This window comes from Ferrimonas sp. YFM (genome assembly GCF_030296015.1).
Classification (GTDB): domain Bacteria; phylum Pseudomonadota; class Gammaproteobacteria; order Enterobacterales; family Shewanellaceae; genus Ferrimonas.
Genome location: NZ_AP027368.1, coordinates 41045 through 67102 on the forward strand (window position 1 = coordinate 41045; position 26058 = coordinate 67102).

Below are 26058 nucleotides of genomic sequence, written 5' to 3' on the forward strand. Positions count from 1 at the left end.
CTTGAATATCTGGCGATAGATTAACGTATTGGTTGTTTAATCGTATTAAGCAGCTTCAGTAGTTTCTGCGCAGGAATTTGGTGCTTAGGTGAGGCGAAAGCCGAACGAGCGAGGGCGTGTGGTTCATCCACATAACCGAGTGAGTGAGGATTTCAACGACGCATAAGCGACAAAGACCCAGCAGAAAAGACCTATTGGGGTTGTATGGTTAAGTAACTAAGCGTACACGGTGGATGCCTAGGCAGTCAGAGGCGATGAAGGACGTACTAACTTGCGATAAGCGGTGATGAGGCAGTAAGAGCCATTTGAGTCACCGATTTCCGAATGGGGAAACCCGGCCGCATAAGCGGTCACTGTGCACTGAATACATAGGTGTACAGAGCGAACCAGGGGAACTGAAACATCTAAGTACCCTGAGGAAAAGAAATCAATTGAGATTCCCTAAGTAGCGGCGAGCGAACGGGGATTAGCCCTTAAGCACAGAGGGTGTTAGTGGAAGCTTCTGGAAAGTAGCGCGATACAGGGTGATAGCCCCGTACACGAAAACTAACTTTGTGTGAAATCGAGTAGGACGGGACACGTGATATCTTGTCTGAACATGGGGGGACCATCCTCCAAGGCTAAATACTCCTGACTGACCGATAGTGAACCAGTACCGTGAGGGAAAGGCGAAAAGAACCCCTGTGAGGGGAGTGAAATAGAACCTGAAACCGTGTACGTACAAGCAGTGGGAGCCCTTCGGGGTGACTGCGTACCTTTTGTATAATGGGTCAGCGACTTACATTTTGTAGCAAGGTTAACCGAATAGGGGAGCCGTAGGGAAACCGAGTCTTAACTGGGCGAATGAGTTGCAAGGTGTAGACCCGAAACCCGGTGATCTACCCATGGGCAGGTTGAAGGTTGGGTAACACCAACTGGAGGACCGAACCGACTAATGTTGCAAAATTAGCGGATGACTTGTGGGTAGGGGTGAAAGGCCAATCAAACCGGGAGATAGCTGGTTCTCCTCGAAAGCTATTTAGGTAGCGCCTCGTATCTCACCATTGGGGGTAGAGCACTGTTAAGGCTAGGGGGTCATCCCGACTTACCAACCCTTTGCAAACTCCGAATACCAATGAGTGCAATTACGGGAGACACACGGCGGGTGCTAACGTCCGTCGTGGAGAGGGAAACAACCCAGACCGCCAGCTAAGGTCCCAAAGTTCTAGTTAAGTGGGAAACGATGTGGAAAGGCTCAGACAGCCAGGATGTTGGCTTAGAAGCAGCCATCATTTAAAGAAAGCGTAATAGCTCACTGGTCGAGTCGGTCTGCGCGGAAGATGTAACGGGGCTAAACTAGACACCGAAGCTGCGGATGCACACTTGTTGTGCATGGTAGAGGAGCGTTCTGTAAGCGGTTGAAGGTGTGTCGAGAGGCATGCTGGACGTATCAGAAGTGCGAATGCTGACATGAGTAACGTTAAAGCGGGTGAAAAACCCGCTCGCCGGAAGACCAAGGGTTCCTGTCCAACGTTAATCGGGGCAGGGTGAGTCGACCCCTAAGGCGAGGCCGAAAGGCGTAGTCGATGGGAAACGGGTTAATATTCCCGTACTTCTTCTTACTGCGATGGAGTGACGGAGAAGGCTAGGCCAGCGCACTATCGGATGTGCGTTTAAGGTTGTAGGCGGTGTGTTTAGGCAAATCCGGACACACATTACGCTGAGAGCTGATGACGAGGTGCTACGGCACTGAAGTGGTTGATGCCATGCTTCCAGGAAAAACTTCTAAGCTTCAGGTAAGAAGGAATCGTACCCCAAACCAACACTGGTGGTCAGGTAGAGAATACCAAGGCGCTTGAGAGAACTCGGGTGAAGGAACTAGGCAAAATGGTACCGTAACTTCGGGAGAAGGTACGCTGCTGACGGTGATGGGACTTGCTCCCTAAGCTGTCGGCAGTCGCAGATACCAGGTGGCTGCAACTGTTTATCAAAAACACAGCACTGTGCAAACACGTAAGTGGACGTATACGGTGTGACGCCTGCCCGGTGCCGGAAGGTTAATTGATGGGGTTATTCTTCGGAAGAAGCTCTTGATCGAAGCCCCGGTAAACGGCGGCCGTAACTATAACGGTCCTAAGGTAGCGAAATTCCTTGTCGGGTAAGTTCCGACCTGCACGAATGGCGTAATGATGGCCACGCTGTCTCCACCCGAGACTCAGTGAAATTGAATTTGCGGTGAAGATGCCGTATACCCGCGGCTAGACGGAAAGACCCCGTGAACCTTTACTACAGCTTGGCACTGAACATTGACCCTACATGTGTAGGATAGGTGGGAGGCTTTGAAGCGTTGTCGCTAGATGACGTGGAGCCGTCCTTGAAATACCACCCTTGTAGTGTTGATGTTCTAACCTGGGCCCCTGAATCGGGGTTAGGGACAGTGCCTGGTGGGTAGTTTGACTGGGGCGGTCTCCTCCCAAAGAGTAACGGAGGAGCACGAAGGTTGGCTAAGTATGGTCGGACATCATACGGTTAGTGCAATGGCATAAGCCAGCTTAACTGCGAGACAGACACGTCGAGCAGGTACGAAAGTAGGTCATAGTGATCCGGTGGTTCTGCATGGAAGGGCCATCGCTCAACGGATAAAAGGTACTCCGGGGATAACAGGCTGATACCGCCCAAGAGTTCATATCGACGGCGGTGTTTGGCACCTCGATGTCGGCTCATCACATCCTGGGGCTGAAGTCGGTCCCAAGGGTATGGCTGTTCGCCATTTAAAGTGGTACGCGAGCTGGGTTCAGAACGTCGTGAGACAGTTCGGTCCCTATCTGCCGTGGGCGTTTGAGAATTGAGAGGGGCTGCTCCTAGTACGAGAGGACCGGAGTGGACGAACCTCTGGTGTTCCGGTTGTCACGCCAGTGGCATTGCCGGGTAGCTAAGTTCGGAATCGATAACCGCTGAAAGCATCTAAGCGGGAAGCGAGCCTCAAGATGAGTTCTCACTAGACCTTCAAGGTCTCTAAAGGGCCGTCCAAGACTAGGACGTTGATAGGCAGGGTGTGTAAGCGTTGTGAGGCGTTGAGCTAACCTGTACTAATGACCCGTGAGGCTTAACCATACAACACCCAATGGGTTTTGATATCCCAGATATAGAAAGCGCTTGCGAGAATGCAAACGAGAAAACAGCTTGTGCGAATTGTTCCAAATTCGTCTGACGACCATAGCGCTGTGGTCCCACCTGATCCCATGCCGAACTCAGCAGTGAAACACAGTAGCGCCGATGGTAGTGTGGGAGTTCCCATGTGAGAGTAGGTCATCGTCAGGCACTCATTCAGAAAAAAGCCCAACCGCAAGGTTGGGCTTTTTTCGTTTTAGGTCCTAAGCACGCATGAGATCAGGCCCCTGATCCCATGCGCTAATTCCCGCCGCCACGCACAATCGTCTCCCTGGCGCAGGCCAGGGTCCAGCGGCTTTCCTGTGCCTCACCAAAACTAAAGACGTATATGGACGCCCCTGCAGTTGCAAGACATTGATGAGATCGGTTTGCGGACGTATATCCGGCGTCTGTATTACCTTCGAGAGGTAGCGCCACAATGTGGTCCGAACCTGACCACCTTCACGCTGGAACGACATTCTCTGTCGGTCTTATGTCAGGCTCTTGCCAGGCCGGATAACCGTTTTTCATCAAGTTATGCAAACTCAGGTTGCTTGGTACCCTCTATTCCCCTCTTAAAGTGGAGGAAGTGGTTATTTGGAAGCTGTGAAAGCGTGATTCAACTCGAACTGGCTGCCGCTGACCGTCATGCTCCAGGCAATCCGGGCCAGTTTATTGGCCAGGGCCACGATTGCCTTGCGCTTGCCCCGGCGCACTATCAGATTGCTCAGCCATCTTCCCAGCCTGTCATTTCGTTTGGCCACATGAGCGAAGACCGCTCTTGCCCCGTGAATTAACAGCACCCGCAGTTGCTTGTTTCCTGCCTTGGTAATGCTGCCCAGCCGGGTTTTGCCTCCGGTGCTGTGCTGCTTTGGAACCAAGCCACACCAAGCCGCCAGTTGACGACCGTTGGAAAACTGTCGGCCGTCACCCACTTCACTGACGAAAGCTGCCGCGACAATGGGACCGAACCCCGGAATGCTCTGCAAAAGTTGATAGCGGGGTTGCTGTTTGCACAGCTGATGAATCTCCTGCTCTATGGCTTTGATCTCCTCATCCAGAGCCTTGAGCTCCCGCTCCATCCGCAGCAACAGCCCCCGCATGACAAAGCTCAACCCGTTATCGCCATCTTCAACGGATTCGGGTAACTGATTTCTCAACAGCTTTATCCCGGTACTGAAGTTAACGCCATATTCTCCTGCCAAGCCACGTATCTGACAGGCCAGTGCCGTTCTGTAGTCGACCATTCTCTGCCGGACGCAGCGCAGAGCCTTAATGTCTTGCTGCTCAATGGTCTTTATGGGAACTGGATGCAACTTAGGGCGGAAAGCCGCTTCGCAAATGGCCAGCGCATCATTGGCATCGTTCTTTTGCGCAGACACCATGGGTTTTACATGTTGTGCGGGGATGAGCTTCACCTGGTAACCGGCTTGCTGGAGCCGCCTTCCCCAATAGTGAGAACGAGCACAAGACTCCATGGCCACCAGTGTATCCGTTGGGAATTCAAGGAGTGTGTGCAGCAGCTTTTCTCTTTTGACCTTGCGGTTCCAAAGGATGGAGCCATCCTCCAGCAGAACGCAAACCTGAAAAACACTCTTGGCTAAATCAATTCCAATGGCTTTAATAGACATGATGGACGCTCCTCTCTGAATTATGTGTCGCAACTTAATTCTGGCGCATTTGACGCCGTATCGTAGGGGGCGTCCATCACATCACTGGATACCGGCGTCCGCGATGTATGGACTCCTCCCTCCCCTAAGGGGCTAGAGTTAAGTCACCACAACCGCTCTAACAGCGAAAGGAGCCCATACATGCTTAACCTTAATATCATCGGCATCGACCTGGCAAAATCTTCTTTCCAAGTGGCAACGCTCAGTCCGGAACATCAAGTGTTGAATAACCGCAGTATGTCACGCGCACGACTTGAGCAATGGCTGGCCAAGCAGAAACCCTCCATTGTTGCCGTGGAGGCCTGTGGCTCCGCCCACTACTGGGGCCGCTTCGCTGAATCTTTTGGCCACTCCGTCATGATCATCGCCCCCAAAACAGTCACCCCATATCGGCAGGGCCATAAAACCGATAGCAACGATGCACTGGCCATCGCGATAGCAGCCCGTCAGCCAAGCACTCGCTCTGCAGCAGTCAAATCGGTTGAACAACAAGCTTTGCAAAGCATTGAGCGGATGCGTCAGCACTGGCTGGATCATAACCGCTCAACCAGCAACATGATGCGTAGCTTGCTCTATGAGTTTGGTATCACCATCGCCAAAGGGAATACAGCACTTATACGGATCATGCCAGAGCTTCTAGACGGCTCGTCTGAGCTTCTTCCTCAGGCCTTCAAAGCTCAGCTTTCAAAGGTGTACCAGCAATGGCAACGGGGGAGAGATGAGCTCAAACAAATAGAGAATCAGCTATCAGAATTGATAAAGCAGCAGTCGCCCTGCAAGAGGCTCATGAAGCTTGAAGGCGTTGGCGAGGTTAATGCCTTGGCCTTGTATCTCATCTTAGGTGAGCGTGGTGAAGGGTTTAAGAATGGCCGGGAAGCCGCGGCCTGCATTGGAGTGACGCCTAAACAATTCAGTACCGGGGGCGTCACTTCTTTAGGTGGTATTGGCAAGCGGATTGGCCATAAGCGGCTGCGCGCCAACCTGATTCAGGGGGCATTAGCTGTGGCCATGCAATTAGGCCGTAGGCCACCTAAGACACTCAAAGAAAAATGGCTGTTGGCAATTATCGAGCGACGCGGGCTTCGACGTGCGGCAGTGGCGCTAGTTAACAAAACCATTCGCACTGCCTGGGCCATGTTGCACCGAGATCAGGATTATCAACAACCTCAAGCTATCTAACCATCGATTCAAGAGTTAAGAGTGACAACCAAGAGCGCATAACAAACAGGTGAGACCGACCACCAAGAGCCTGATCTTGCCGGCGAGAATTCAATTCCGCGTTCGCGTAGAGGCATGGTGGTGCGAAAACATCAGTGGCCAGGGATCGCAACCCATCAAGAGCCCGAATATACGCCTGCATCTTACTTTGTCTGTCTGCGCTGGAGGTTGAAACTCGGGAGGAGTCCATATACGGCATGACGGTGCTGGGGGAGGCCGCGTCGTAATGAATAAGCACCGAGCGTTCTGATGGTTCAGGCAGAGAGCCTAAGGACCTATGCCAAGGTGAGGAGGGACTAATCCTTCCTGTAGCAGCGACGAAGCGCTTCCCGCCTCTCACGCACAATCGTCTTCCTGATGAACATCAGGATCCAGTGGCTTTCTTCTCAGGCCTCTGTAAGGGCAACAAAACCAAAGACACCGCCGGCACGACAGTGCTGGGGGAGGCCACAGAGTCCTGAGATGGCACCCTGGGAGCTGACAGCACCAGTAGGAAACACGGCTTCTAAATTCCGGATAAAGCAAAGCCCATAGCAGACGCTATGGGCTTTGTTGTAGGCCACCCCGTTCTAATCCAGTTTGAGGTGCTCTCCCAGGGCGGCTGACAGCCCCTGTCGGCTGACTTTCAGTCCCTGTTGGACATACTCCTTTGGCCAGGCAAGGTAGCGGCGGGGACGCTTGAATCTGGCCACTCTGGTGGCGAGGAACTGGTCCATCTCCTTCTGGTCAGGAAGCTGGGCGTTGCCGAGAATGACGGCCACGGGCAGCAGGCCAAAGGTGTTATCCGGTACGGGCAACACCACGGCGTCATCGATTTGTGGGTGCTGTTTGAGCGCCGCCTCGATCTCTTCCGGTTGAACGTTTTCGCCGCCACTGATGAACATGTTGTCGGCCCGGCCTAGTACCTTGAGGCTCTCTCCAAGCCACTCACCCCGGTCTTTGGTGTGGAACCAGCCCTGATCGTCGAAAGGCTGATGCAGGCTGCCGTCCTGGTAGTAGCCCATAAAGCGGGTGTCACCACGGACCTCGATGATCCCCTGGTGAATCCTCAGCTCCCTCCCGGGGAGAAGGCTGCCGGAGAGCCCCTGGTCGTTGGCCGGTCCCGTGGTGATCTGCGAGGCCATCTCGGTCATGCCGTAGCTGGTCAGGGCCCGTATGGGGTGGTGACTCAGCCGCGTCAGCAGGGCTTGGGGAATGGGGCCTCCTCCCAGCAGCACCAGCTTCAGTGGGGCCATCAATGCCGCACTGTCCTGGGCATCCAGCAGCCAGCCCAGCTGGGTGGCCACCAGGGAGAGGTGACTGACCCGGGTCTCTCTCAGGTTGTGCAACAGTTCCTTGTGTCTGGGCAACACCAGGGTGGCACCGGCATCCAGGCAGCGGAACATCAGGGCCAGGCCACCGATGTGGAACATGGGCAGCGAGGCCAGCCAGCGGTCTCCCGGCGCCAGGGGTATTTGCTCCAGGGAGCCGACAGCCGAAGCGAGGTGATTGCCCAGGCTGTGCATGGCCGCCTTGGGGTGACCTGAGGAGCCGGAGGTGAGGATCAAACTGACCGGTTGCGACTTGGACAGGGGGTTACCATCACTGGGGGGCAGCCCCTCTTCCAGGCTGAGGCTGGTCAGCCCACTCAGTGACACCCCCTGATGATGCCAAAGGAAGCGGGCGTCGATCTGTTTCAGCAACTGAATCAGTTGGGCGTCGGGGAAGCGGGGTGAGAGTGGGGCGAACACGGCGCCGAGCCGGATGCAGGCCAGTTGCAGCAGTACCAGTTCCAGGCTGGTGGGACCTACCGCGGCCAGGTGACTCCCCTGCTCTACCCCTTGGCGGGCCAGACGGGCAGTGAGTTGTCCCACCTGACTGTCCAGCTGAGAGAAACTTATTGGACCCTGGGGGCCGTCGATGGCGATGGCGCTGGCAAATGCATCTGCCCCCTGCCGGGCCAGACAGACTAGCTCTGCCATAGGCACTCCAGCTGATCCTCGCCATAGCAGGGGGTTCCCTGTCGTTTTGGGGCGATGAGATCGGCTTCGAGGGCGTCCAGGGTATCCAGTCCAGGTGACTGGTCCGGGGTCAGCTCCGCCGCCAGGTCTGCCAGGGTGCTTAGGCCCAAATTGGACTCGAAGGCGCTGGAGAGCACCACATTGATGCCATGGTGGTCCGCCTCACCGACAATGTCGGCAAGGGTATCCAGATCGCCGATCAGCTGGGGTTTGAGTACCAGGGCTTTGACGCCGGGCAGGGGCTGGAAGCGGTAATCCTCAGCCTGGGTGGTCTCATCCAGGGCCAGGGGCAGTCCCATTGAGGCTGCCAGGGCCAGGTTGGTTTCCAGGCTCGGAGTCGGCTCCTCGATGTAGTCCACCTGTTTCAGGGGGATGGAGGCGGCAAACTCGATAGCCTGTTGCTCAGTCCAGCGCTGATTGGCATCCAGGCGGAAGCGGCGCTTGGGGTCTTGCTCCAGCAGGCTGTAGATGAGGCGGATCTCCTCCTCTACAGACATCCTTCCCACCTTCAATTTGAGGCACCTTGCGTCGATTGAGGCGGCTTTGTCGATGATCTGCTGCGAACTGCCAGACAGCAGTGGTGCAGCTTCAAGGTGAGTCAGCCTGTGGGTTTTGTGCAGTTGCCACTGGGCACAGGAGATGGCAAAGCGCACTGAGGGCAGAGTGGCTCCTTCAGGGAGTTGATCACTCTCCTTGAGGGCGGGCATCAGGGAAAGCAGCTGCGCCTGAGCCTCCGCCAGGCTTTCCCGGGAGAATCCGGGCAGCGGCGCCGCCTCGCCCCAGGCGATGCGCCCGTCGTGCTCCAGCTTGAGCAGCAACCCCTCCCGTTGAGTCAACCTGTGGCCATTGAAGTCGATGGCGCTGTGGAAGGGAATGGCGTAACGGTAGAGGGCAAGGGCGGTCATTGGGGCCTCAGGGGATCAGAGTTTGAATCAGTGTATCAGCAAAGGGGGCCGGGCAGGCACGGTGAACATTATGGCCACAGGGGAAGCTGTGCAGGCTGGTGAGCAATCCCAGGGAGTCCATCTCCATGCCCAGGGCGACAAATTTGCTGTCTTCCCGGCCACAGAGGTAATGCACAGGTACCGTCAGCTTTGCCAGCAGCTGGCTCATATCCTGTTGCCAGCCCAGGCCGGTGTTGTGATAGAGGGCTGCCAGGGCGTTTGCGTCATTTCCAAGCCTGGCCTCTATCATCTTTTCCCTGGCCTGCTCGGAGAGGTTGGCAAACACCGGCTGGCGATACCAGCGCTCTAGGAATTCGCTGAGGGAGTGTTGCTGCAGCACCTGCTGCCACTGGCCATCGGCCTGACGCCGGAGCGCCCTCTCCGACTCCAGCTTAAGCCCAGGGTGAGCGGACTCCAGGGTCAGGCTCAGCAGACGCTCTGGACGACGTTGGGCCAGATGCAGGGCGATGCGACCGCCCAGGGAGTAACCCAGCAGATGAAAGGGCTGTGGTGGTAACTGGGATTCCAGATGAAGACACACCTCATCGAAACCCGGGCCCTGACTCAGGGGAAAACGGTTGTCTCCATGGCCGGGGAGATCCAGCGCCAGGCAGTGGAAGTGCGACTCCAGTGCCGAAAGCACTGGTTGCCAATCCGCGGCGCTGCCCAGAAAGCCGTGGAGCAGCACCAGGGTGGGACGATCAGCCAAGGGGGACATCTTTGACCGCTTTGGCCAGCTCTACCAGCAGTTCGGAAGACTGTTTGGGTGGCAGACTCAGCTCGATGAGGGAGGCGCCATTGGTGGCCGTGGCACTTTCCAGGCCCTCCCTGAACTCATCCAGACTCTGTGGGTTGAGATAGGGCAGTTGGAACTGCTCTGCGGCCCCCTTGAACTGCAGGCCGTGACCCAGCCGGTAGTAATCCTGGCGCAAGGGTTCATTGGGGACTGGCAGCAGGTTGAAGATGCTGCCGCCGTCGTTATTGATGGCCAGAACCACCATGGGGAAGTCGCAGTTCCGGACCAGTGCCAGGGAGTTGAGATCGTGCAGCAGTGACAGGTCGCCGATGGCCAGCACTGTGGGTCGACGGTTGCCTCGTCCCACTCCGGTGGCTGTGGCCAGCAGGCCATCGATGCCGGAGGCGCCCCGGTTGGTGTAGATGGGGGGCGGTGTTGCTGTCGGTGCAGCCAGGGTGTCGAACAGCCGAACCGGCAGGCTGTTGCCGATAAACAGCTGGGCCTGGTCCCCCAGGGCCTGACTCAGATGGCGAATGGCCGAGAGTTCGGTGAGTTCGCCATGCCCGTGGAGGCGTTCAATCAGACGATCCAGCGCCTGACTGGCCTGGTTCAGCTGTGGTGTCCAGAGGGGCTTGGTCGCCTGGGGCCAGGGCAGGGCCATCAGATCCTGAAGGTCCCCCACACACACCAGTTTCGGTTTGTGATTGGGGTCCAGCCTCTGGGGGTGCTGCAGCCACTGCCACTGCTTTTGCCACTGATGGTTGTCGATAAAGCTCAGCATCCGTTTGGAGAGGGTGCGGGCGCCCACCAGCAGCAGATGCTCCGCCTCACCCAGAAGTGCCTGGCAATCGTCCCGGTGCAGTAACTGATCGATGTGGTGCACCACGCCGTCCGCTTGGCGAAGCTGTGACTGACAGTCGGCCAGCAGGGGCCACCCCAGGCGCTCGGCCAGTTGGACAAGCTGTTGAGGGTCCTGCTCAGGAGGCAGGGTGCCGGCGACGATCACCCCCTTGGCATCGGCAAACGCCTGGCATTGTTCCTCTGTGGGCAGCGCCTTGCTGCTGAGGTTGGCCATTGGGCTCCAGGGACGGTCGCCGCTGAGCCATTGACCCACAGGGGAGAGGTAGTCGCTGAAATCGGTGCGGTCTGCCTTGGGATAAAGCGGCTCGCGAAACATGCAGTTGACGTGAATCGGGCCTGTGTTGCTGCCGATGGCATGATCCAGCTGAGTCAGCAGGGCCTGAGGGGGGATGGTCAGATCCGGCGTCGGCAGGTCCACCCTGGTGCAGTAATCGGCAAAGATCCCCGGCTGAATGATCGCCTGGTTGGCGCCACAGTCGATAAGCTCCGGTGGCCGGTCACCGGTGAGCAGGATCAGCGGCACCTTGGTCAGGAAGGCCTCGACGATGGCCGGATAGAGGTTGGCCAGGGCGGTGCCAGATGTGGTCACCAGGGCGACCGGACTGCGGCTGGATTTGGCCAGGCCCATGGCCATAAAGGCCAGCCCGCGTTCGTCGAAGTGGGTGTGACGGGTCAGTCCCTGATGTTCGGCCGCGGCCAGAGTCAGAGGAGTGGAGCGGGATCCTGGGGCCAGGCAGATGTGTTTTACGCCCAGTCGCCACAGCTCCTCCAGCATCAGTTTTGACCACAGAAGGTTTAGATCGGCGATTGGTGTCGTGTTCATAGGCCGTTGAGAATTCCCATAATGGTGGCCAACTTGTTTTCCAGCTCCTGCCACTCCGCTTCGGGGTCGGACCCGGCGACAATGCCGGCCCCGGCGAACAGAGTAATGGTGTCGCCGCTGAAGCGGGCGCTTCGCAGAGCCACGGAAAACTCGCTGCCCAGACAATTGAAATAGCCGCAGGCGCCGGCATACCAGCCGCGGCTGAACCCTTCCCGCTGACGGATGAAGGTCATGGCGCTTTCCCTGGGGAAGCCGCCCACCGCCGGGGTGGGGTGCAGGGCCTGCAGCAGCTGCAGGTCGTTGACGCCATGTTTCACCTCTGCCTTGATGGTACGGTGCAGGTGTTGGATATGGTTCAGCTTCAGAATGGAGGGGCTCTCCTCGGTGCCGACGTAGTCGCACAGAGGCTGAAGCTTCTGTTCAATCAGCAGGCGAACCAGCTGGTTCTCGTGCTGGTTCTTATCATCGTCCAGCAGCGCCTGGGCCAGGGCATCGTCCTCTTCCTGGGTGAAGCCACGCACTGTGGTGCCTGCCAGAGCCTCAGTGCTCAGCTCCTGCTGGCGTCGCTGGAACAGCCGCTCGGGCGAGCAGCTGATGAAACTGTCATTAGGGTTTAGCTGGAAGCCGTACTGATAGCTGTTGGGGTTGAGCAACTGCCAGGCGTGCAGCACGGTCCAGGGGTGGGGCTGGTGACTCAGTTGCAGTTGACTCTGACGAGCCAGCACCACCTTGGGGGTATCCTGGTTAAATTCCGGTTCGGTGACCTGTTTGACCAGCTCGTGCCAGTGGGACTCCGACGGGGTGTCCTGGCGGGAGAGGATGTGTCCCGGCGCCAGTGGCGGCAGGGGCTTGATCCCCTGAAGCTGTTCCAGAAAGGCGGCCGCGGTGGTCAGCTCCTGCAGCCAGGAGTCGGGATTGCCGTCCAGGTTCAGCAGCAGCTGCGCTTCCTTCTCTCCCTGGCGTATCTCCAGCCTTGGCAGGATGAACTGGGCCTGGCCGAATGTCTCCCAGGCAGGCTGTTTGGTGTCGAAGGCGATGCCGCCATACCAGCGAAGACCGGCATGGTTGAGGCGGCAGCACTCCTCGTAGAACTCGCTGAGCTGTTGGGAGGGCTGCTGATCGATGCGCCGTGTCTGGCAGGCGCCTATGGCGGCAACCTGCTCCCCCTGGTTGCGTCCTCGCCAGTAGATCTGGGGCCATTGCTGCTGAGCAGCCAGCCAGGGAAGCAGCAGGGTGGGCTGAATCGATTCGGAGAGCTGGACCTTGGAGTTTTCCGGTTGCCTGTGGGCTAACTGGGCAAGCCTCGACTGCATGCGACTGATGGCGGTCGAGAGAGATGGCTTATCCATCGCATGACTCCGAAGGTGGTTTGGAAACGTTAAGCTGCTGAAAGTAAGATTCGAAGCAGTTTGCTGTCAAGTGCCGTTCAGCAATGCGTGATCCGGTCGGCGCCCTAGTATACTCATTCACCGCTGAGGGTACAGGGCTCAATCCATCAGTATTGCAGCTCCGATGATCGATGCCAAGGTAGCCAGGAGTTCCTCGCTGCCTAACTTGCCGATAAATAGGAAGTTCCAAACCGTTTTGCCCAGAGAGACCACGGCAATCAACACCAGTCCTGAGCGGCATTGCTGCTGCCAGAACACCAGCAATAGCACGCCTATGAGGGCCGTCAGTCCAAGCGCCACCGTTGCCCGGACCCAGGGTGAAAGAGACATCATCGCCCTGCACTCTTCATGCAGCACCTCAGGTAGGCCACCCTGGTGATAGCGCCGGGGTTGATACCAGACCAGGTAACTGAGGAACGCCAGCAGAGAGGCCAGCATCCAGGGCAACTGTTGCATGTAGGCACCGACACAGGCGAGGGTCAGCAGCAGGGGTCTTAGGGTCAGCCCCCTGCGGTGGGAATGATGAGCGAGTGTGATCATGTCTGCCGTTACAGGTCTTCAGTCTCCCCCTTTTTGTACTCCGGATTGGTGGCAAGATCCGCAATTGCCGCCGATTGGTCGGCAAAACTGTGCGCTAACCCGATGATGTAGCGCAGGTATTCCAACGAGGTAATTTCAAGGTTGCAGAAAAAAGCAGCAATGACCCCACCCCGTTAACCTTATTCCTGTCCCAGGGAGGACCAATGGCGGCTGGCAGCCAGGGCCCGTTTCCAGCCTTTAACCAGAGTCTCTCTGGTGCTGTCCGTCATCTGAGGTTGGAACTGCTGAGGCTCAGTCACTTCCCTGGTCAGGGTGGTGAGACTGGGCCAGTAGCCACAGGCCAGCCCCGCAAGATAGGCGGCCCCGGCGGCGGTGGTCTCCACATTGGCGGGACGTACCACGCAGGTATCCAGAATGTCGGACTGGAACTGCATCAGGAACTGGTTGGCGGTGGCGCCGCCATCGACCCTGAGCTGGCTCAGCGGCTGACCGGCATCCTGCTCCATGGCCCTGAGGATATCCATGGACTGATAGGCGATGGACTCCAGGGTGGCGCGCACCAGATGCTGACGGTTGGTGCCCCGGGTCATCCCCACCAGGGTGCCCCGGGCAAAGGGATCCCAGTGGGGCGCCCCCAGTCCGGTGAAGGAGGGCACCAGGTAGGCCCCCTGAGTGTCCGGTACCGACAGGGCCAGGGCCTCGGTTTCCGAGGCGTGGCGGATCAGCCCCAGTTCATCCCGGAGCCACTGCACGCTGGCACCGCCCATAAACACCGCTCCCTCCAGGGCGTAGTTCACTTCTCCCGGCAGATTGCAGGCCAGGGTGGTGAGCAGGCCATGATTGGAGGCCACCGGCTTCTGTCCGGTGTGCATCAGCAGGAAGCAGCCGGTGCCGTAGGTGTTCTTGGCCATGCCTGGGTCATGGCACAGCTGGCCGAACAGGGCAGCCTGCTGATCGCCGGCCACGCCACTGATGGGCACCCGAGCGTTGCCCAGTTGGGCCTGGCCGTAGAGCTCACCACTGGCTTTGACCTGGGGCAGCATGGACTCTGGGATATCAAAAGCACTCAGTAGCTCCTGGTCCCACTCCAGGGTGTGGATGTTGAACAGCATGGTGCGACTGGCGTTGGTGACGTCGGTGGCGTGTACCCTACCCTCGGTGAGGTTCCAGATGAGCCAGCTGTCGATGGTGCCGAACGCCAGTTTGCCCTGTTCTGCCCGCTCTCTGGCCCCGGGGACCTGATCCAGAATCCAGCGGATCTTGGTGGCAGAGAAGTAGGGATCCAGAACCAGGCCGGTTTTCTGCTTCACTGTGGCTTCGAGTCCCTGGCGTTTCAGTTCGCTGCAGAGTTCGGATGTCCTGCGGCACTGCCAGACGATGGCGTTGTGGATCGGTTGGCCGGTTTCCCTGTCCCAAACCACAGTGGTTTCCCGCTGATTGGTGATGCCGATGGCCGCCACCTGCTGATGGTTCACCCGGCACTTGGCCAGCAGTTCGGTGAGGGTGGCCCGTTGACTGGCCCAGATCTCTATGGGGTCATGTTCCACCCAGCCCGGGCTGGGGTAGTGCTGGGTAAATTCCCGTTGGGCGGTGCCGATGACCTGGCCCTGACGATCAAACAACAGGGCTCGGCTGGACGTTGTGCCCTGGTCAAGGGCAACGATGAACTGGGTGGATTCAGACATAATTCAATGGCTTGATTGGGCTTTATCTCATACTAGGGCATGTTGGCCTCGGCTGTACATCTTAGTACCCGACGGTCAGGGAATTGATCGGTGCGCCCTGGCCATGGGCGAGCGGATTGAGCCAGAACGCGGCTCCCATCGTAGACATCTTGGAGCTCACCGCGAAAGGCAGGTCTATGTTTGGAGGGTGGCGGGATTACCTGATTCGAAAATTGGTCTTGGGACGAGGTGATATGAAAAATCAACTGGATACCCGAAGGTTGCTGCAGATCTACCAGAAGGTGTGTGATGGTGGCGTGCCTGGACCACAGGGGCATGAGTTCAAGGGGATATTGGCCTGGAGCGACTTTGATGGCTACACCCTGTTTCTGTCGGACCAGGTTGTGACCCTGACCCTGTTTTTTCACAACAGATACCAGCTGGATTACCCGGACGGTGCCGCCCTGGAGCAGTTTCTGGTGCGCATAGAGGCGGTGGCCGCTGCCGCTTCCTCCTCCAGTCCCTGATGGCTAGGTGTTGAACGGTTTTTGTTCGGCTTCTCACTCTTTCCTTTGGCCAATGTGACCAAAAAATGAAGCAACTTCATAACGAATAATTTACTGATCTGCATCAAACAAATGCGCAAGTGAGGGGAGCATTATGGAATCAGACCCCCAAGGAGGAATGCGTGATGATAATTCAAGACCACAGCCTGGTGAACGAATTTCCCAACCAGGTGGAACTGATTCAGGAACTGAACCTCTCCGACGATACCTTCCATAAGCTGTACAACGAATATCACGAACTGGACCGCGAAGTCCGCCGCATCGAGGAGGGCCTCGAAAACACCACAGACGAGTATCTTGAGAGCTTGAAGCTTAAGCGCCTCAACCTGAAAGACGATCTCTACAGCAGGCTAAAGCAGGCAGAGAGCGCCTGATCTTGCCCTGCCCTGTCGCAGGCTGGGGTGGTCCTGGCCTGCTCTACTCTTCCAGAGTGAATCCCACCTTCAGTGTGACCTGCCAGTAGGCCACCTTGCCGTTCTCTATCTGACCTCGGGTCTCCACCACTTCAAACCAGCGCAGATTGGCCACCGTCTGGTGGGCCCGGTCGATGGCGCTGCTGATGGCGTCTTCCATGCTGGTCCGTGAGGAGCCCACCAGCTCCAGTTTCTTATAGGTGTGATTGCCCATGGTCACTCTCCTCTGAACAAAGTTTCAGTATAGGTGACGGATCTGAATTGATTCTTTTCAAGCATCCGGCTGATGAAGCGGCATTGAGGCCTGTTTTGGGCAGGTGAGAGAGTGTAGGGCGGCTTTTCTCTGGAGAGAGAATGCTATTCAAGATGCCGGAAACTATAAAGTTACTAAAATTTGTGCGTTGTCTCAGAGAAAGATAACTCAAACGTGAATTATTTCTATTTGAGGTGAAAACGGCGAGCTAGGTCAAAGAATTTTTGAAGGCAGTCAGTATACTTGACTGAAAATGATATCAATTCTTGTTTGTAGTTGGGTGCCGCAATGGTTTTATCAGATTTAGATCAAGGGCAAGTGGGCTGTGTCGCTAGCTTGGGCGACCAAACCATGTCGCTTGCACTTAAGCGTCGCCTCATGGCGTTGGGTTTCACCAAAGGCAGTGAGGTTCGTATGGTTCGCTCTGCGCCCCTGGGCGGTGCCGTTCAGTTAAAGGTGCGGGGAGCCAGCCTCTGTCTCAACAACCGCCTGGCTGCACAGATTCACGTAGAGGTTTAACAAGTGTCTAAAGTACTGCGTTGCGCGACCGTTGGTAATCCCAACTCCGGTAAATCAACTCTGTTTAATGCCCTGACTGGTAATAACGTGTCTGTAGGTAACTGGGCAGGTGTCACCGTCGACAAGAAAGTGGGTAAGTTGAATCTGGCTGGAAAGAGTGCAGAGATTACCGACTTGCCGGGCCTTTACGATTTGGAAGCCGCCGATGGTGATGCGTTCATCGATGAAAAGATCAGTCGTGAATTCCTGCTTGGGCAGGAGATTGATCTTCTGGTTAACGTTGTGGACGTGTCCCAACTGGAACGAAACCTCTATCTGACCACTCAGCTTCGTGAATTGAATGTTCCCATGCTGTTGGTACTGAACAAGTGTGATGTGACCGAGCGTCGCGGTATTAAGGTTGATACCGACGCCCTGGAAAAGCGCCTGGGTTGCAAAGTGGTGCAGATCAGCGCCAAGACAGAAGCCGGTCCCAAACAGGTGAAAGAGGCGATGTCAGCCATGGCGAAGGCCAATGAGGCTTGCGAACCTCTTGCCATCGATCTGGGGGCCGCTGTTGAGCAGTCTGTGACTGAGCTTGGGGGAGGCCGAGCCAGTGCCATTACCCGTCTTCTGTCCCAGGCTGATGAAGCAGCCCAGCAGGCGTCCAATAGGCTGGTGGCGCAGGATATCTCCCCCGCCGAGCATATCGCCGATCGCCGTTACCAGTTTATCGGTGAACTGATTCAGTCGGTGCTCTCTAAGCCTTCTGTTATCAAATCAATGACAGAGAAGCTGGACCATTATGCCCTGAGCCCCATGACTGGGGTGCCGATCTTCCTGGGTATGATGTACCTGACCTTTATGTTTGCCATTAACATCGGGGCCTCCTTTATCGATTTCTTCGATATTGTCGCCGGCGCCATTTTTGTGGATGGTTCTGCCCTGCTGCTGGAGAGCGCGGGTCTGCCTGACTGGGTTGGTGCCATTGTGTCTGACGGCGTCGGGGCTGGTATCCAGACCGTGGCGACCTTTATCCCTGTTGTGGCCTTCCTCTATATCGCTTTGAGCATTCTGGAAGTCTCCGGTTATCTGGCCCGAGCCGGTTTCGTCATCGAAGGTGTAATGCAGAAGATCGGTCTGCCTGGCAAAGCCTTTGTGCCCCTGATTGTTGGCTTTGGCTGTAACGTGCCTGCCGTAACAGCAACCCGGGCTTTGGATACCAAGAGAGAGCGTATCGTAACGGCCATGATGGCACCCTTTATGTCCTGTGGTGCTCGTCTGCCTGTATATGCCCTGTTTGTGGCGGCGTTCTTCCCTGAAAATGGCCAGAACCTAGTGTTCGCCCTGTATCTGATCGGCATCGTGGCGGCCATCCTGACGGGCTTGCTGCTCCGCCATACCCTGCTGCCCGGTGAAGCCAGCCAGGGCTTCATGGAGCTGCCTGACTATGAGATGCCGACTCTGGGCGCCATCGGCCGCCGCACCTGGCAGCGCACCAAGCAGTTTGTTCTGGGCGCAGGTAAGACCATCGTTATCGTTGTCACCATTCTGAGCTTCTTTAACTCCATGGGTACCGACGGCAGCTTTGGCAACCAAGACTCTGAAAACTCTGTTCTGTCTGCGGCAGCTCAAGTTGTGACCCCAGTGTTTGATCCCATGGGTGTCAAAGAGGAAAACTGGCCTGCCACCGTTGGTGTAATTACCGGTATCTTCGCCAAAGAAGCGGTAGTGGGTACTCTGAACAGCCTGTACAGCCAGGGTGGTGAAGAGGAAGCCGGAGAGTTCAGCCTGATCGGTGCTGTAAACGAAGGTCTGGCGACCATTCCCGAGAATATGTTCGGTATTGCCTGGGATGATCCTCTGGGCCTGAACATCGGTGACGCTCAGGATACTGACGCCATGGGTGAAGAGTTTGGTTTCGAAGCGGCGACCCTGAAGAACCTGGAAGCCCAGTTTGAAACCGGTGCGGCGGCCTTTGCCTACCTGCTGTTTATCCTGATGTATACCCCCTGTGCCGCAGTGCTGGGTGCCATGGCCGGTGAGTTTGGATCTCGCTGGACCGCTTTCAGCGCGGTGTACACCTTTGTAGTAGCCTACGCGACAGCGACTCTGTTCTACCAGGCTTCCCGCCTGGTGGAAGAGCCAGCTCATGCCCTGTTCCACATCGGCATCATTCTGATGCTGCTGGTGGCGGGTATCGCTTACTTGCGCAAAGTGGGCAAGCGCAGCCAGATGGGTGTCGGTGACATTCCGGTAGCCATTCAAGAGTAAGTCAAACTACTGATATAAGGCAGCCCTAGGGCTGCCTTTTCTTTTTGTGTCCGATTCGGTGTATAAGGGGTCATTGAAGCGGGAGAGACTATGATGAGATGGGTATCTGCCACGGCTGTGGTGCTGGCGTTGTTGGGCTATGCCCTGTTCCAACTGGGGGCTGGCGGCCGGCTGGCGACTCAGTTAAATCAGCAACACAACAGCGATGTGGTGCTCTACAGCGCCAGCTGGTGCAGTGCCTGCGCCGCCACCCGCCAGTTTCTGACCGACAACCGCATCCCCTTTGTGGAGCTGGACATGGAGCAGGATCCACAGGGCTCCCGGGAGTTTGCCCAGTTTGGCGGCCACGGCATTCCCCTGGTGCTGGTCAAAGGCCGGGCCATTCGCGGCCATCAGCCCCAGCTGCTGATTCAGTCCCTCAGGTAGAGCCGTCCCAGCCATACTCCTTCAGTTTTCGGTAGAGGGTGGCTTTCCCAATGCTGAGAATTTTCATCGCCTGGGCCTTGTTGCCTTTGCAGGCCCTTACCACCGACAGAATGTACTCCCGTTCCATTTCCTCCAGACTGAGGGCGTGGGCGGCGATCCTCTGGGGCAGGCCCATGGGGGCGTTCCCGCCTCTACCCCCTCACCTCCGAGGGAATAGTGGGAACCAGAGGTGGCGGCCAGTGCGCTGTCCATCATCGCCAGGGGCAATGCCAGGACGGCGGTACGTAGTAGGCATTTCATCATTTTTCTCTCCAGAGCTGCCTCAGGAGACAGCCAACCCTGTGTGTAAGGAATCGGGCTCTCTCATCGATTTGGCAATTCAGGAATAACCACTGGGGGTGCTTGATGGATGGGGCCCCGACATTGGAGAGTGCAGGGTTTATCCCATTGATTTGGTGTCTAAAAGCGGCGTCATGGTTCTCACTATAGGCATTTTTTTGATGTCCGTATTCTCAGGGTGAAACCCGAGTCTTGATTTGATTACTGGGTGTTTGTTCAGTGATGCGAAGGCGGGAGGTACAAATAAGCCGCTCAGATGAGCGGCTTTTTCAGTTCAGTTTGGCCCTTAGCGCATAGTAACAAACTCTTCGGCGCTGGTGGGGTGCAGGGCCACTGTGTTGTCGAAGTCCGCCTTGGTGGCGCCCATCTTGATGGCCACGGCGAAACCCTGAAGGATCTCATCCATGCCGAAACCGATGCCGTGCAGGCCGACGATCTTCTCCTCGGGGCCGGCACACACCAGTTTCATCTGGGTCTGCTGGCGGTGGGCGGTGACCGCGGTGTACATGGCGGCAAAGCCTGAGGTGTACACCTTGACGTTCTCCTCACCATACTGCTCCACGGCCTGAGGTTCGGTGAGGCCGATGGTGCCGATGGCCGGGTGGCTGAACACCACAGTGGGGACCAGGGAGTAGTCCATCTTGGCGTTGGGCTGGTTGCCGAACAGGCGCTCGGACAGCTGGCGACCCGCTTTGACCGCTACCGGAGTCAGCTCGATGCCCCCCTCCATGATGTCGCCCACGGCGTGGATGCCGGGCACATTGGTGTTCTGGAATTCATCCACCGGGATAAAGCCACGCTCATTGACCTTGACCCCGGCCGCCTCGATGTTGATGACGTCTGTGGCAGGTTCGCGGCCGATGGCCCAGATCAGGCTGTCCACATTGAGGCTGTTGCCGTTCTCCAGCTTCAGGGTCAGGCTGCCGTCCGCTTCCTTGACCACCTCGCTGGGGATGGAGTGGGTGTGCAGGGTGGGCCCCTCCTTCTCCATCAGTTCCACCAGGGTCTGGGTGATCAGCGGATCGAAGCTGCGCAGGGGCGCATGCTTGCGCACCAGCAGGTGGGTTTCGCTGCCCAGGGAGTGCAGTACCCCGGCCAGTTCCACCGCAATGTAGCCGGCGCCAATCACCGCCACCCGTTTGGGCTGCTCGGTGAGGGCGAAGAAGCCGTTGGAGTCGATGCCGTGCTCGGCGCCGGGAATATTAGGGATGGTGGGGCGACCGCCGGTGGCGATCAGGATGTTCGGGGCGGTGTAGAGCTCGCCGTTCACCTCGACGGTGCGCTCATCGACAAACTTACCGAAGCCGTTGACCAGGGTGACGCCGTTGGCGTCCAGGCCACGGTTGTAGCCGCCGTGGATGCGCTCGATGTAGGCCTCGCGGCTCTCCACCAGCTTGCCCCAGTCAAACTTGTTGAGGGTGAGGTCGAAGCCGTAGTCCGGTCCGTACAGGTTGACCGCTTCCGCCACCTGGGCGCCGAACCACATCACCTTCTTCGGCACGCAACCGACGTTCACGCAGGTTCCACCCAGGTGCTTGGCCTCGATAAGCAGCACCTTGGCGCCGCGCATGGCGGCCCGGTTGGCGGAAGCGATGCCGCCGCTGCCGGCACCGAGAACGATATAGTCAAATTGCTGAGCCATGGGAAAAATCCTTTGATGGTGAGCTGTAAATTGGCATAACTAGCCTAAGTTGTACTCTGATCTGGGGCCGGTCTCAAACGAAAACAAGGGATTGATTCAATCGGTTTAGGCGGAGGCAGCCTCCGCCTGAGAGAGTGAAGATCAGCCGCAACAGCCACTGTCGCCACATCGGCTGGCGTCGGTGTCGCAGGCCTGGAGCTGATCACAACACTGCAGTTCGGTGCATTGCTGCTCCAGGGTGTGAGCATCGCAGTCGCACTTGGGGCAGTGCTGGTGGAGGCGCCCCAGCAGGGTACGTTCCGACAGGTAGTAGCCCTCGAAGCTGTCCATGAAGGCGTCGGAGACACTGGGGGCGGTCAGGCCACTGTCCATCAGCGCCGCCTGCCAGGCCTGGACCCTTGGGAAACCGGCCAGGAAGTCGTAGCCGGTTTTCTCTTTGATGATCCAGGCTCGGTGCAGCACCGGCAGCCAGGCGATGTCCACCATGGAAAGGCTATTGCTGTTGAAGTAGCGGTGAGTGCCCAGCACCTTTTCCGCCTTGGCGAAGGCGCCGGCCAGCTTGGCGGTGCGCTCCACCAGGGTCTCGGCATCGCCGCTGCTCTGAGCGGAACACTGGACCAGGTACTGTTTGCTGCCCAGGTAGCTCCAGGCGCGGTTGAGCGCCTTCTGTTCCGGGGTGAGGTTTGGCTGTAGGGGGCCGAACTTGTCCTCCAGGTACTCGGCGATGGCGTCGGACTCGAACAGGGCGTTGCCCTGTTCGGTCAGCAGCAGTGGTACCTGGCCATTGGGGGAGATCTCCAGGAACCAGTCCGGTTTGTTGGCCAGCTCGATGTATTCCACTTGGTAGGGCAGCCCTTTGGCTTCCAGCAGGGCGGTGATGCGCTGGACGAAGGGGCAGATGGTAAAACTGATCACTTTCAGCATGGGGTTCTCCTAAGACATTTACTGTGATGCCTTAAGAGACGCAGGCGCTCAGCAAAGGACGCAAAATATTTTGGTCAGCAGTCGCAATTGCCCTTGGGGGTGTAGGCCTGCACCCCGCCTGGTCCGGTTTCCAGGGCGCAGCATGCCAGGATCTTCTGCCTCAGCTTTTCCCTTCCCCGCTGAACCCGGCTCTTGGCACCGGAGAGACTCAGCCCCAGCTGTTCGGCTACCTGCTGCTGGCTCTTGCCCTCCAGATCCGCCAGGGTCAGGGGCAGGCCATATTTCTCCGGCAGTTCGTTGATCAGCGGCCGCAGGCACTGGGCCAGTTCCTGATGGGCGAGCTGAGCCGTATCCTGTTGTGGCGCTTCGGGCTCCTGGTCCAGGGGGGCCCAGTCAGGGTGACGGCGATAGTGATCCATGATGGTGTTGTGGGCAATGCGGTAGAGCCAGGCCCCCAGGCTCTGCTGCTCCCTGAGTTGATGCTGCTTGCTGTGGGCCTTGAGGTAGATCTCCTGCAGGGCATCGTCGACGGCGGCTTCATCCGGGAGTCGGGCGATGAGGTAGGCGCGAAGCCTGTCTTTGTGGGCCTGCCAGTGATCCAGCATGGGCGTTTCTCCTTCGGGGGTTAGTGTCACTGTAAGAGAGGTAAGACGGTGGGGGAAAGAAAAAGACGCAAAAAAAGGAGCCGATTGGCTCCCTTGTTGATGTGTCACCGGATTAACCCTTGATGGTGTAACTGCCCTTGATGGTCAGGGTTACCTCCACCGGCTTGCCGGAGCGGTTTTTCCAGTACCAGCCGTGGGAGCCGGCGAAGGGGGTGGTCAATGAGCCCTTCATCTTGTCTGAGGTGGTGATGGCAAAGCTCTCGAAATAGCCGGTGGTGTCGCCCTCAGGTTCACCGTGGAAATCGAAGTAGAGGGGAGTGCCGTTGGTCTGCCACTCGTACTCCAGGTGGGCGTACTGGTCCATCAGCAGCTTGTATTCCAACCCCTTGCCGGCGGGAATGGAGATGCTGACCTGGTCTTGACGCTCGGGCTTGCTGCCCCGATCGAACTGAGGCTGAGCCAAGAGCACCTCCTGCTGGGGGGCTGCCTGGGCCTCGGACAGGACGGTCAGGCCCAGGGCGCTGCCGGCACCCGTGGGGTCGATGCCGTACTCGGCGGGCAGGATGCAGGTGGTCAGAACCACCGCTGCCAGGGCGGAGGCTGCGATGCTGGCTTTCACCAGAGTGGCGGCGGAGTGCACCGGAATCTTTGGTTGAGTCATGGGGTTACCTCTTTATCTGTCTAGTTGGTGAAGTAGCCGGTGAGCTGAAAGCCCATCAGCATCAGGCCGCCACTCATCAGCAGGGTGTTGCTGACGGTGGCAAACTGCAAGTAGCTGGGGTGACGGCGCCAGGCGCTCATCAGGATCAGCACCAGCCCCAGGGCGGCAAACTGTCCCAGCTCCACCCCCAGGTTGAAGGCGAGGATGTTGGCCACCAGGCCGTCGTCCGGCAGCTGGAACTCCTGGATCTTGGTGGCCAGACCGAAACCATGAAACAGGCCGAAGAGGATCACCGCCCCCTTGGTGTTGGGCTGGTAGCCCAGCAGTCGCTTGAAGCCGCCCAGGTTGTCGAATCCCTTATAGACGATGGAGAGGCCGATGATGGCGTCCACCAGGTAGGGGTTCACCTGGATGTCTGCCAGCACCCCGTACAGCAGGGTGATGCTGTGGCCCAGGGTGAACAGGCTGACGTAGAGCAGCACATCACGGGCGCGGAACAGGAAGAAGATCACTCCCACCAGGAACAGCAGATGATCGTACCCGGTGACCATATGTTTGGCGCCGATGTAGAGGTAGGGGATCAGGGCGATCCCTTGGCTCTGGGTCAGGAACTGGCGGGTGTCCTCATCCACCCCGTGGGCCCACAGGGAGAAGGAGGCCAGGGTGGCCAGCACCAGTACCAGGGCTTTTGGCCATAGAGATGGCGTCATGAAAACGCTCCATTTTTGTATAGTCAGACGGGGGTTGAACCCTCGTCTATTGGATCTCATTGGTATCACTTCTTGATGTATCGACCTTTGGTTACCGTGCAGGCTTAGGTCGTCACGCAGGAAGCGTACCGAGTAAAAAAGTTGGTGTCGTGGTGTAAAGATCTTTAGGAGTTTGGGGGGGGGATTGGGGGGGCGAAACCAGGGCTTTGGTAGTGACAATCTCCATAGGGGATCACTTCCGTTGGCATGTTTTCCATTGCCGTATAGTGCCCCTCAACTGGGTGGCCACTGAAGTGAACATGATCCGAGTGTTCATGGGATAAGGATTCGACGGGATCGCTGTCAGGGTGATGCTCTTGGGAGCCGTGACTGTGAAGAACATCGACCCCATAGGGATGACTGGCATCTGGGTAGTCGAGTGTCAGGAGATGATTGGAGCCCCACAGCTGGCAAGATACCACCACTATCAGCAGTACAACTATCCAGCTGAATTCAGATGGTTGAGTGTGGCACGTGGGCAATGTGCTTCCTCGATTCCTGGATGGCAATTTTGGCAGCCCATTTAACCAGACTCTTTCGTTACTGGCCAATACTGAAATCAAAAAGGGAAGCCTGGGCTCCCCTTTGTGTCTTAAAATGCGGCGATGAAGTGGATGCCCGCCCAGGTGTGGCCATCGTCGTTACCTACATCCAGCTCGACATCTTTGTCACCCTTCTGGTGCTCTACAGTCGCACTTAGTGCCCAGGTGTCGTTCAACTGATACCCCAGGGAAGCACCAAAAGTATGGTGGTTGGCACCATCATGCTCAGGGCTGGCATAACCGTAGTCGAAAGCGGCAATTACGTAAGGGGTGAAGGTGATGGCCTCGTTGATGGCGAACTCCCGCTGGACGCCAATCTCCAGGAAGCCACCTTCGGCTTCGGTGCTGTATACGTAGTCTACAAAGGGCTCGAACCACTCCAGGCCGCCGTAGGCAATTCCGGCGCCCAGTTCGTTGTCTGACTCATCATCTTCGAAGAACTCGAGTCGGGTGTAGCTACCGTAGAAGCTGAAATCACCTACTTCAAAGCCGTATTCGATACCAAGATTCAGCTCATCGTAGTCGACACTGGAGTCGGCGGCGTAGCCATAGGCGGCGGACAGGGTAATGCCGTTTTCGAACCCAGCGGCACCATTGAGCCAGTAGATACCGCCCTTTTCGAGGTTGTCACGACCTTCGGAGATGTACTTGGAGTCGTAGCCAAAGTCCACTTCATAATCTGCTGCAGCAACTGAGAAGCTGGCCAGCGCCAACACTATGCTGGTGGTCAGGATGGATTTCATTGTATTTACCTATTCGCTGGTACATTGTGATTGCGAGTGAGAATGGATTCTATTCTTATTGGTCGTTGTGTTCTGTGAGAGGTCTCCCGAAAACCTTAGTGGGAAGAGGGAATAATCCAGCTCGTGTCACAAATATGGTTTCTACAGAGGTCAAAATGCAGGGTTTTCCTCTGTAAGCTTTTGTAAAGAAAGGCTTATCTTTCAACATCACCATAAGTAATAACAATTTAAAAATCTTCATACAATTTGAGGTTGGAAGAGTGTGAACTCAATCGGCAACTCATTCATTTGTCGAGGGCAAAGTTTCGGGTAACACCTTGTTTTTGTGCCGACGACGCCCCATGTTGTGAGGAGATACCAGGGTGTATTGATCTTTGTTGGTGGGCACTTTTCCCGGAAAGAGGGCTGCCAACTATTGTCTCAAAAAAATGCTCAGCAAAGATCAACACG

At 57.1% G+C, this 26058-nt stretch carries 22 protein-coding genes and 2 rRNA genes; 8 read left to right on the top strand and 16 right to left on the bottom strand.

Features of this window, described 5'->3' with window-relative positions; genetic code table 11:
* Positions 1–206 precede the first annotated feature (206 nt).
* Positions 207–3093, top strand: a 23S ribosomal RNA gene (locus tag QUE41_RS00195).
* Between the two features lie 92 nt (positions 3094–3185).
* Positions 3186–3300 (top strand): 5S ribosomal RNA (rrf, locus tag QUE41_RS00200).
* Positions 3301–3722: 422 nt separating this feature from the next.
* On the opposite strand, the gene QUE41_RS00205 is transcribed toward rrf, so the two are convergent.
* On the bottom strand, positions 3723–4760 hold the full coding sequence (locus tag QUE41_RS00205; protein WP_286341021.1) for an IS110 family RNA-guided transposase: 1038 nt from the start codon (positions 4758–4760) through the stop codon (positions 3723–3725).
* A gap of 180 nt (positions 4761–4940) precedes the next feature.
* On the opposite strand from QUE41_RS00205, the gene QUE41_RS00210 reads away from it, so the two are divergent.
* Positions 4941–5978: an IS110 family RNA-guided transposase gene (locus QUE41_RS00210; protein WP_286339505.1), complete on the top strand. Its 1038-nt coding sequence runs from the start codon at positions 4941–4943 to the stop codon at positions 5976–5978.
* Positions 5979–6586: 608 nt separating this feature from the next.
* On the opposite strand, the gene menE is transcribed toward QUE41_RS00210, so the two are convergent.
* The 7 genes from menE to glpK form a co-directional block, all read right to left on the bottom strand.
* A complete protein-coding gene (gene menE, locus QUE41_RS00215) occupies positions 6587–7978 on the bottom strand; it encodes an o-succinylbenzoate--CoA ligase (protein WP_286341022.1) in 1392 nt (463 codons plus the stop codon).
* Complete coding sequence (menC, locus tag QUE41_RS00220; RefSeq protein ID WP_286341023.1) at positions 7966–8922, bottom strand: o-succinylbenzoate synthase; 957 nt, start codon at positions 8920–8922, stop codon at positions 7966–7968. Before menC ends, menE begins: the two co-directional genes overlap by 13 nt.
* 7 nt (positions 8923–8929) lie before the next feature.
* A complete protein-coding gene (gene menH, locus QUE41_RS00225; protein WP_286341024.1) occupies positions 8930–9670 on the bottom strand; it encodes a 2-succinyl-6-hydroxy-2,4-cyclohexadiene-1-carboxylate synthase in 741 nt (246 codons plus the stop codon).
* Positions 9663–11381, bottom strand: a complete 1719-nt coding sequence (menD, locus tag QUE41_RS00230; protein WP_286341025.1) for a 2-succinyl-5-enolpyruvyl-6-hydroxy-3-cyclohexene-1-carboxylic-acid synthase — start codon at positions 11379–11381, stop codon at positions 9663–9665. Before menD ends, menH begins: the two co-directional genes overlap by 8 nt.
* The gene (locus QUE41_RS00235; RefSeq protein ID WP_286341026.1) at positions 11378–12730 is read right to left on the bottom strand and encodes an isochorismate synthase; all 1353 of its coding nucleotides are present in this window, start codon (positions 12728–12730) and stop codon (positions 11378–11380) included. The genes menD and QUE41_RS00235 overlap by 4 nt, the downstream gene beginning before the upstream one ends.
* Before the next feature lie 138 nt (positions 12731–12868).
* Positions 12869–13309, bottom strand: coding sequence for a hypothetical protein (locus tag QUE41_RS00240; RefSeq protein ID WP_286341027.1), 441 nt, complete (start codon positions 13307–13309; stop codon positions 12869–12871).
* A gap of 179 nt (positions 13310–13488) precedes the next feature.
* Positions 13489–14994: a glycerol kinase GlpK gene (gene glpK, locus QUE41_RS00245; RefSeq protein ID WP_286341028.1), complete on the bottom strand. Its 1506-nt coding sequence runs from the start codon at positions 14992–14994 to the stop codon at positions 13489–13491.
* Between the two features lie 233 nt (positions 14995–15227).
* Here glpK and QUE41_RS00250 point away from each other — a divergent pair, with 233 nt between their 5' ends.
* Both QUE41_RS00250 and QUE41_RS00255 read left to right on the top strand, forming a co-directional pair.
* Positions 15228–15500 carry a DUF3081 family protein gene (locus tag QUE41_RS00250; protein ID WP_286341029.1) on the top strand — a complete coding sequence of 91 codons (273 nt, stop codon included), beginning with the start codon at positions 15228–15230 and terminating at the stop codon, positions 15498–15500.
* A 164-nt stretch (positions 15501–15664) separates the two neighbouring features.
* A complete protein-coding gene (locus tag QUE41_RS00255; RefSeq protein WP_286342881.1) occupies positions 15665–15913 on the top strand; it encodes an HP1242/YdcH family protein in 249 nt (82 codons plus the stop codon).
* 43 nt (positions 15914–15956) lie between these two features.
* Here the strand turns inward: QUE41_RS00255 and QUE41_RS00260 are convergent, their stop codons facing one another.
* A complete protein-coding gene (locus tag QUE41_RS00260; RefSeq protein WP_028109280.1) occupies positions 15957–16166 on the bottom strand; it encodes a dodecin in 210 nt (69 codons plus the stop codon).
* Between the two features lie 327 nt (positions 16167–16493).
* On the opposite strand from QUE41_RS00260, the gene QUE41_RS00265 reads away from it, so the two are divergent.
* The 3 genes from QUE41_RS00265 to QUE41_RS00275 all read left to right on the top strand — a co-directional run bounded on the left by QUE41_RS00265 (position 16494) and on the right by QUE41_RS00275 (position 19403).
* Positions 16494–16724 carry a FeoA family protein gene (locus QUE41_RS00265; protein ID WP_286341030.1) on the top strand — a complete coding sequence of 77 codons (231 nt, stop codon included), beginning with the start codon at positions 16494–16496 and terminating at the stop codon, positions 16722–16724.
* A gap of 3 nt (positions 16725–16727) precedes the next feature.
* Positions 16728–18977 carry a ferrous iron transport protein B gene (feoB, locus tag QUE41_RS00270; RefSeq protein WP_286341031.1) on the top strand — a complete coding sequence of 750 codons (2250 nt, stop codon included), beginning with the start codon at positions 16728–16730 and terminating at the stop codon, positions 18975–18977.
* Positions 18978–19067: 90 nt separating this feature from the next.
* Complete coding sequence (locus QUE41_RS00275; protein ID WP_286341032.1) at positions 19068–19403, top strand: glutaredoxin family protein; 336 nt, start codon at positions 19068–19070, stop codon at positions 19401–19403.
* On the opposite strand, the gene QUE41_RS00280 is transcribed toward QUE41_RS00275, so the two are convergent.
* The 7 genes from QUE41_RS00280 to QUE41_RS00310 form a co-directional block, all read right to left on the bottom strand.
* On the bottom strand, positions 19396–19578 hold the full coding sequence (locus tag QUE41_RS00280) for a helix-turn-helix domain-containing protein (protein ID WP_286341033.1): 183 nt from the start codon (positions 19576–19578) through the stop codon (positions 19396–19398). The two genes, QUE41_RS00275 and QUE41_RS00280, sit on opposite strands and share 8 nt — an antisense overlap.
* Before the next feature lie 450 nt (positions 19579–20028).
* Entirely contained in the window at positions 20029–21384 is a 1356-nt protein-coding gene (gene gorA, locus QUE41_RS00285) for a glutathione-disulfide reductase (RefSeq protein WP_286341034.1), read from the bottom strand.
* Positions 21385–21525: 141 nt separating this feature from the next.
* Positions 21526–22308: a glutathione S-transferase family protein gene (locus QUE41_RS00290; protein WP_286341035.1), complete on the bottom strand. Its 783-nt coding sequence runs from the start codon at positions 22306–22308 to the stop codon at positions 21526–21528.
* Between the two features lie 74 nt (positions 22309–22382).
* Positions 22383–22913, bottom strand: a complete 531-nt coding sequence (gene sigZ / locus QUE41_RS00295) for an RNA polymerase sigma factor SigZ (RefSeq protein WP_286341036.1) — start codon at positions 22911–22913, stop codon at positions 22383–22385.
* A gap of 112 nt (positions 22914–23025) precedes the next feature.
* Complete coding sequence (locus QUE41_RS00300; RefSeq protein WP_286341037.1) at positions 23026–23574, bottom strand: hypothetical protein; 549 nt, start codon at positions 23572–23574, stop codon at positions 23026–23028.
* A gap of 20 nt (positions 23575–23594) precedes the next feature.
* A complete protein-coding gene (locus tag QUE41_RS00305) occupies positions 23595–24284 on the bottom strand; it encodes a HupE/UreJ family protein (RefSeq protein WP_286341038.1) in 690 nt (229 codons plus the stop codon).
* A gap of 631 nt (positions 24285–24915) precedes the next feature.
* Positions 24916–25608, bottom strand: coding sequence for a porin family protein (locus tag QUE41_RS00310; RefSeq protein WP_286341039.1), 693 nt, complete (start codon positions 25606–25608; stop codon positions 24916–24918).
* Positions 25609–26058: the final 450 nt, after the last annotated feature.

Coding starts and splice junctions, on each gene's coding strand:
- QUE41_RS00265 (WP_286341030.1), top strand. CDS start 16,494: ATGGTTTTATCAGATTTAGATCAAGGGCAAGTGGGCTGTGTCGCTAGC.
- QUE41_RS00275 (WP_286341032.1), top strand. CDS start 19,068: ATGATGAGATGGGTATCTGCCACGGCTGTGGTGCTGGCGTTGTTGGGC.
- gorA (WP_286341034.1), bottom strand. CDS start 21,384: ATGGCTCAGCAATTTGACTATATCGTTCTCGGTGCCGGCAGCGGCGGC.
- QUE41_RS00235 (WP_286341026.1), bottom strand. CDS start 12,730: ATGGATAAGCCATCTCTCTCGACCGCCATCAGTCGCATGCAGTCGAGG.
- QUE41_RS00300 (WP_286341037.1), bottom strand. CDS start 23,574: ATGACTCAACCAAAGATTCCGGTGCACTCCGCCGCCACTCTGGTGAAA.
- menE (WP_286341022.1), bottom strand. CDS start 7,978: ATGGCAGAGCTAGTCTGTCTGGCCCGGCAGGGGGCAGATGCATTTGCC.
- glpK (WP_286341028.1), bottom strand. CDS start 14,994: ATGTCTGAATCCACCCAGTTCATCGTTGCCCTTGACCAGGGCACAACG.
- QUE41_RS00305 (WP_286341038.1), bottom strand. CDS start 24,284: ATGACGCCATCTCTATGGCCAAAAGCCCTGGTACTGGTGCTGGCCACC.
- QUE41_RS00310 (WP_286341039.1), bottom strand. CDS start 25,608: ATGAAATCCATCCTGACCACCAGCATAGTGTTGGCGCTGGCCAGCTTC.
- menC (WP_286341023.1), bottom strand. CDS start 8,922: ATGACCGCCCTTGCCCTCTACCGTTACGCCATTCCCTTCCACAGCGCC.
- QUE41_RS00290 (WP_286341035.1), bottom strand. CDS start 22,308: ATGCTGAAAGTGATCAGTTTTACCATCTGCCCCTTCGTCCAGCGCATC.
- sigZ (WP_286341036.1), bottom strand. CDS start 22,913: ATGCTGGATCACTGGCAGGCCCACAAAGACAGGCTTCGCGCCTACCTC.
- QUE41_RS00255 (WP_286342881.1), top strand. CDS start 15,665: ATGATAATTCAAGACCACAGCCTGGTGAACGAATTTCCCAACCAGGTG.
- QUE41_RS00240 (WP_286341027.1), bottom strand. CDS start 13,309: ATGATCACACTCGCTCATCATTCCCACCGCAGGGGGCTGACCCTAAGA.
- QUE41_RS00210 (WP_286339505.1), top strand. CDS start 4,941: ATGCTTAACCTTAATATCATCGGCATCGACCTGGCAAAATCTTCTTTC.
- QUE41_RS00280 (WP_286341033.1), bottom strand. CDS start 19,578: ATGGGCCTGCCCCAGAGGATCGCCGCCCACGCCCTCAGTCTGGAGGAA.
- menD (WP_286341025.1), bottom strand. CDS start 11,381: ATGAACACGACACCAATCGCCGATCTAAACCTTCTGTGGTCAAAACTG.
- QUE41_RS00260 (WP_028109280.1), bottom strand. CDS start 16,166: ATGGGCAATCACACCTATAAGAAACTGGAGCTGGTGGGCTCCTCACGG.
- QUE41_RS00205 (WP_286341021.1), bottom strand. CDS start 4,760: ATGTCTATTAAAGCCATTGGAATTGATTTAGCCAAGAGTGTTTTTCAG.
- QUE41_RS00250 (WP_286341029.1), top strand. CDS start 15,228: ATGAAAAATCAACTGGATACCCGAAGGTTGCTGCAGATCTACCAGAAG.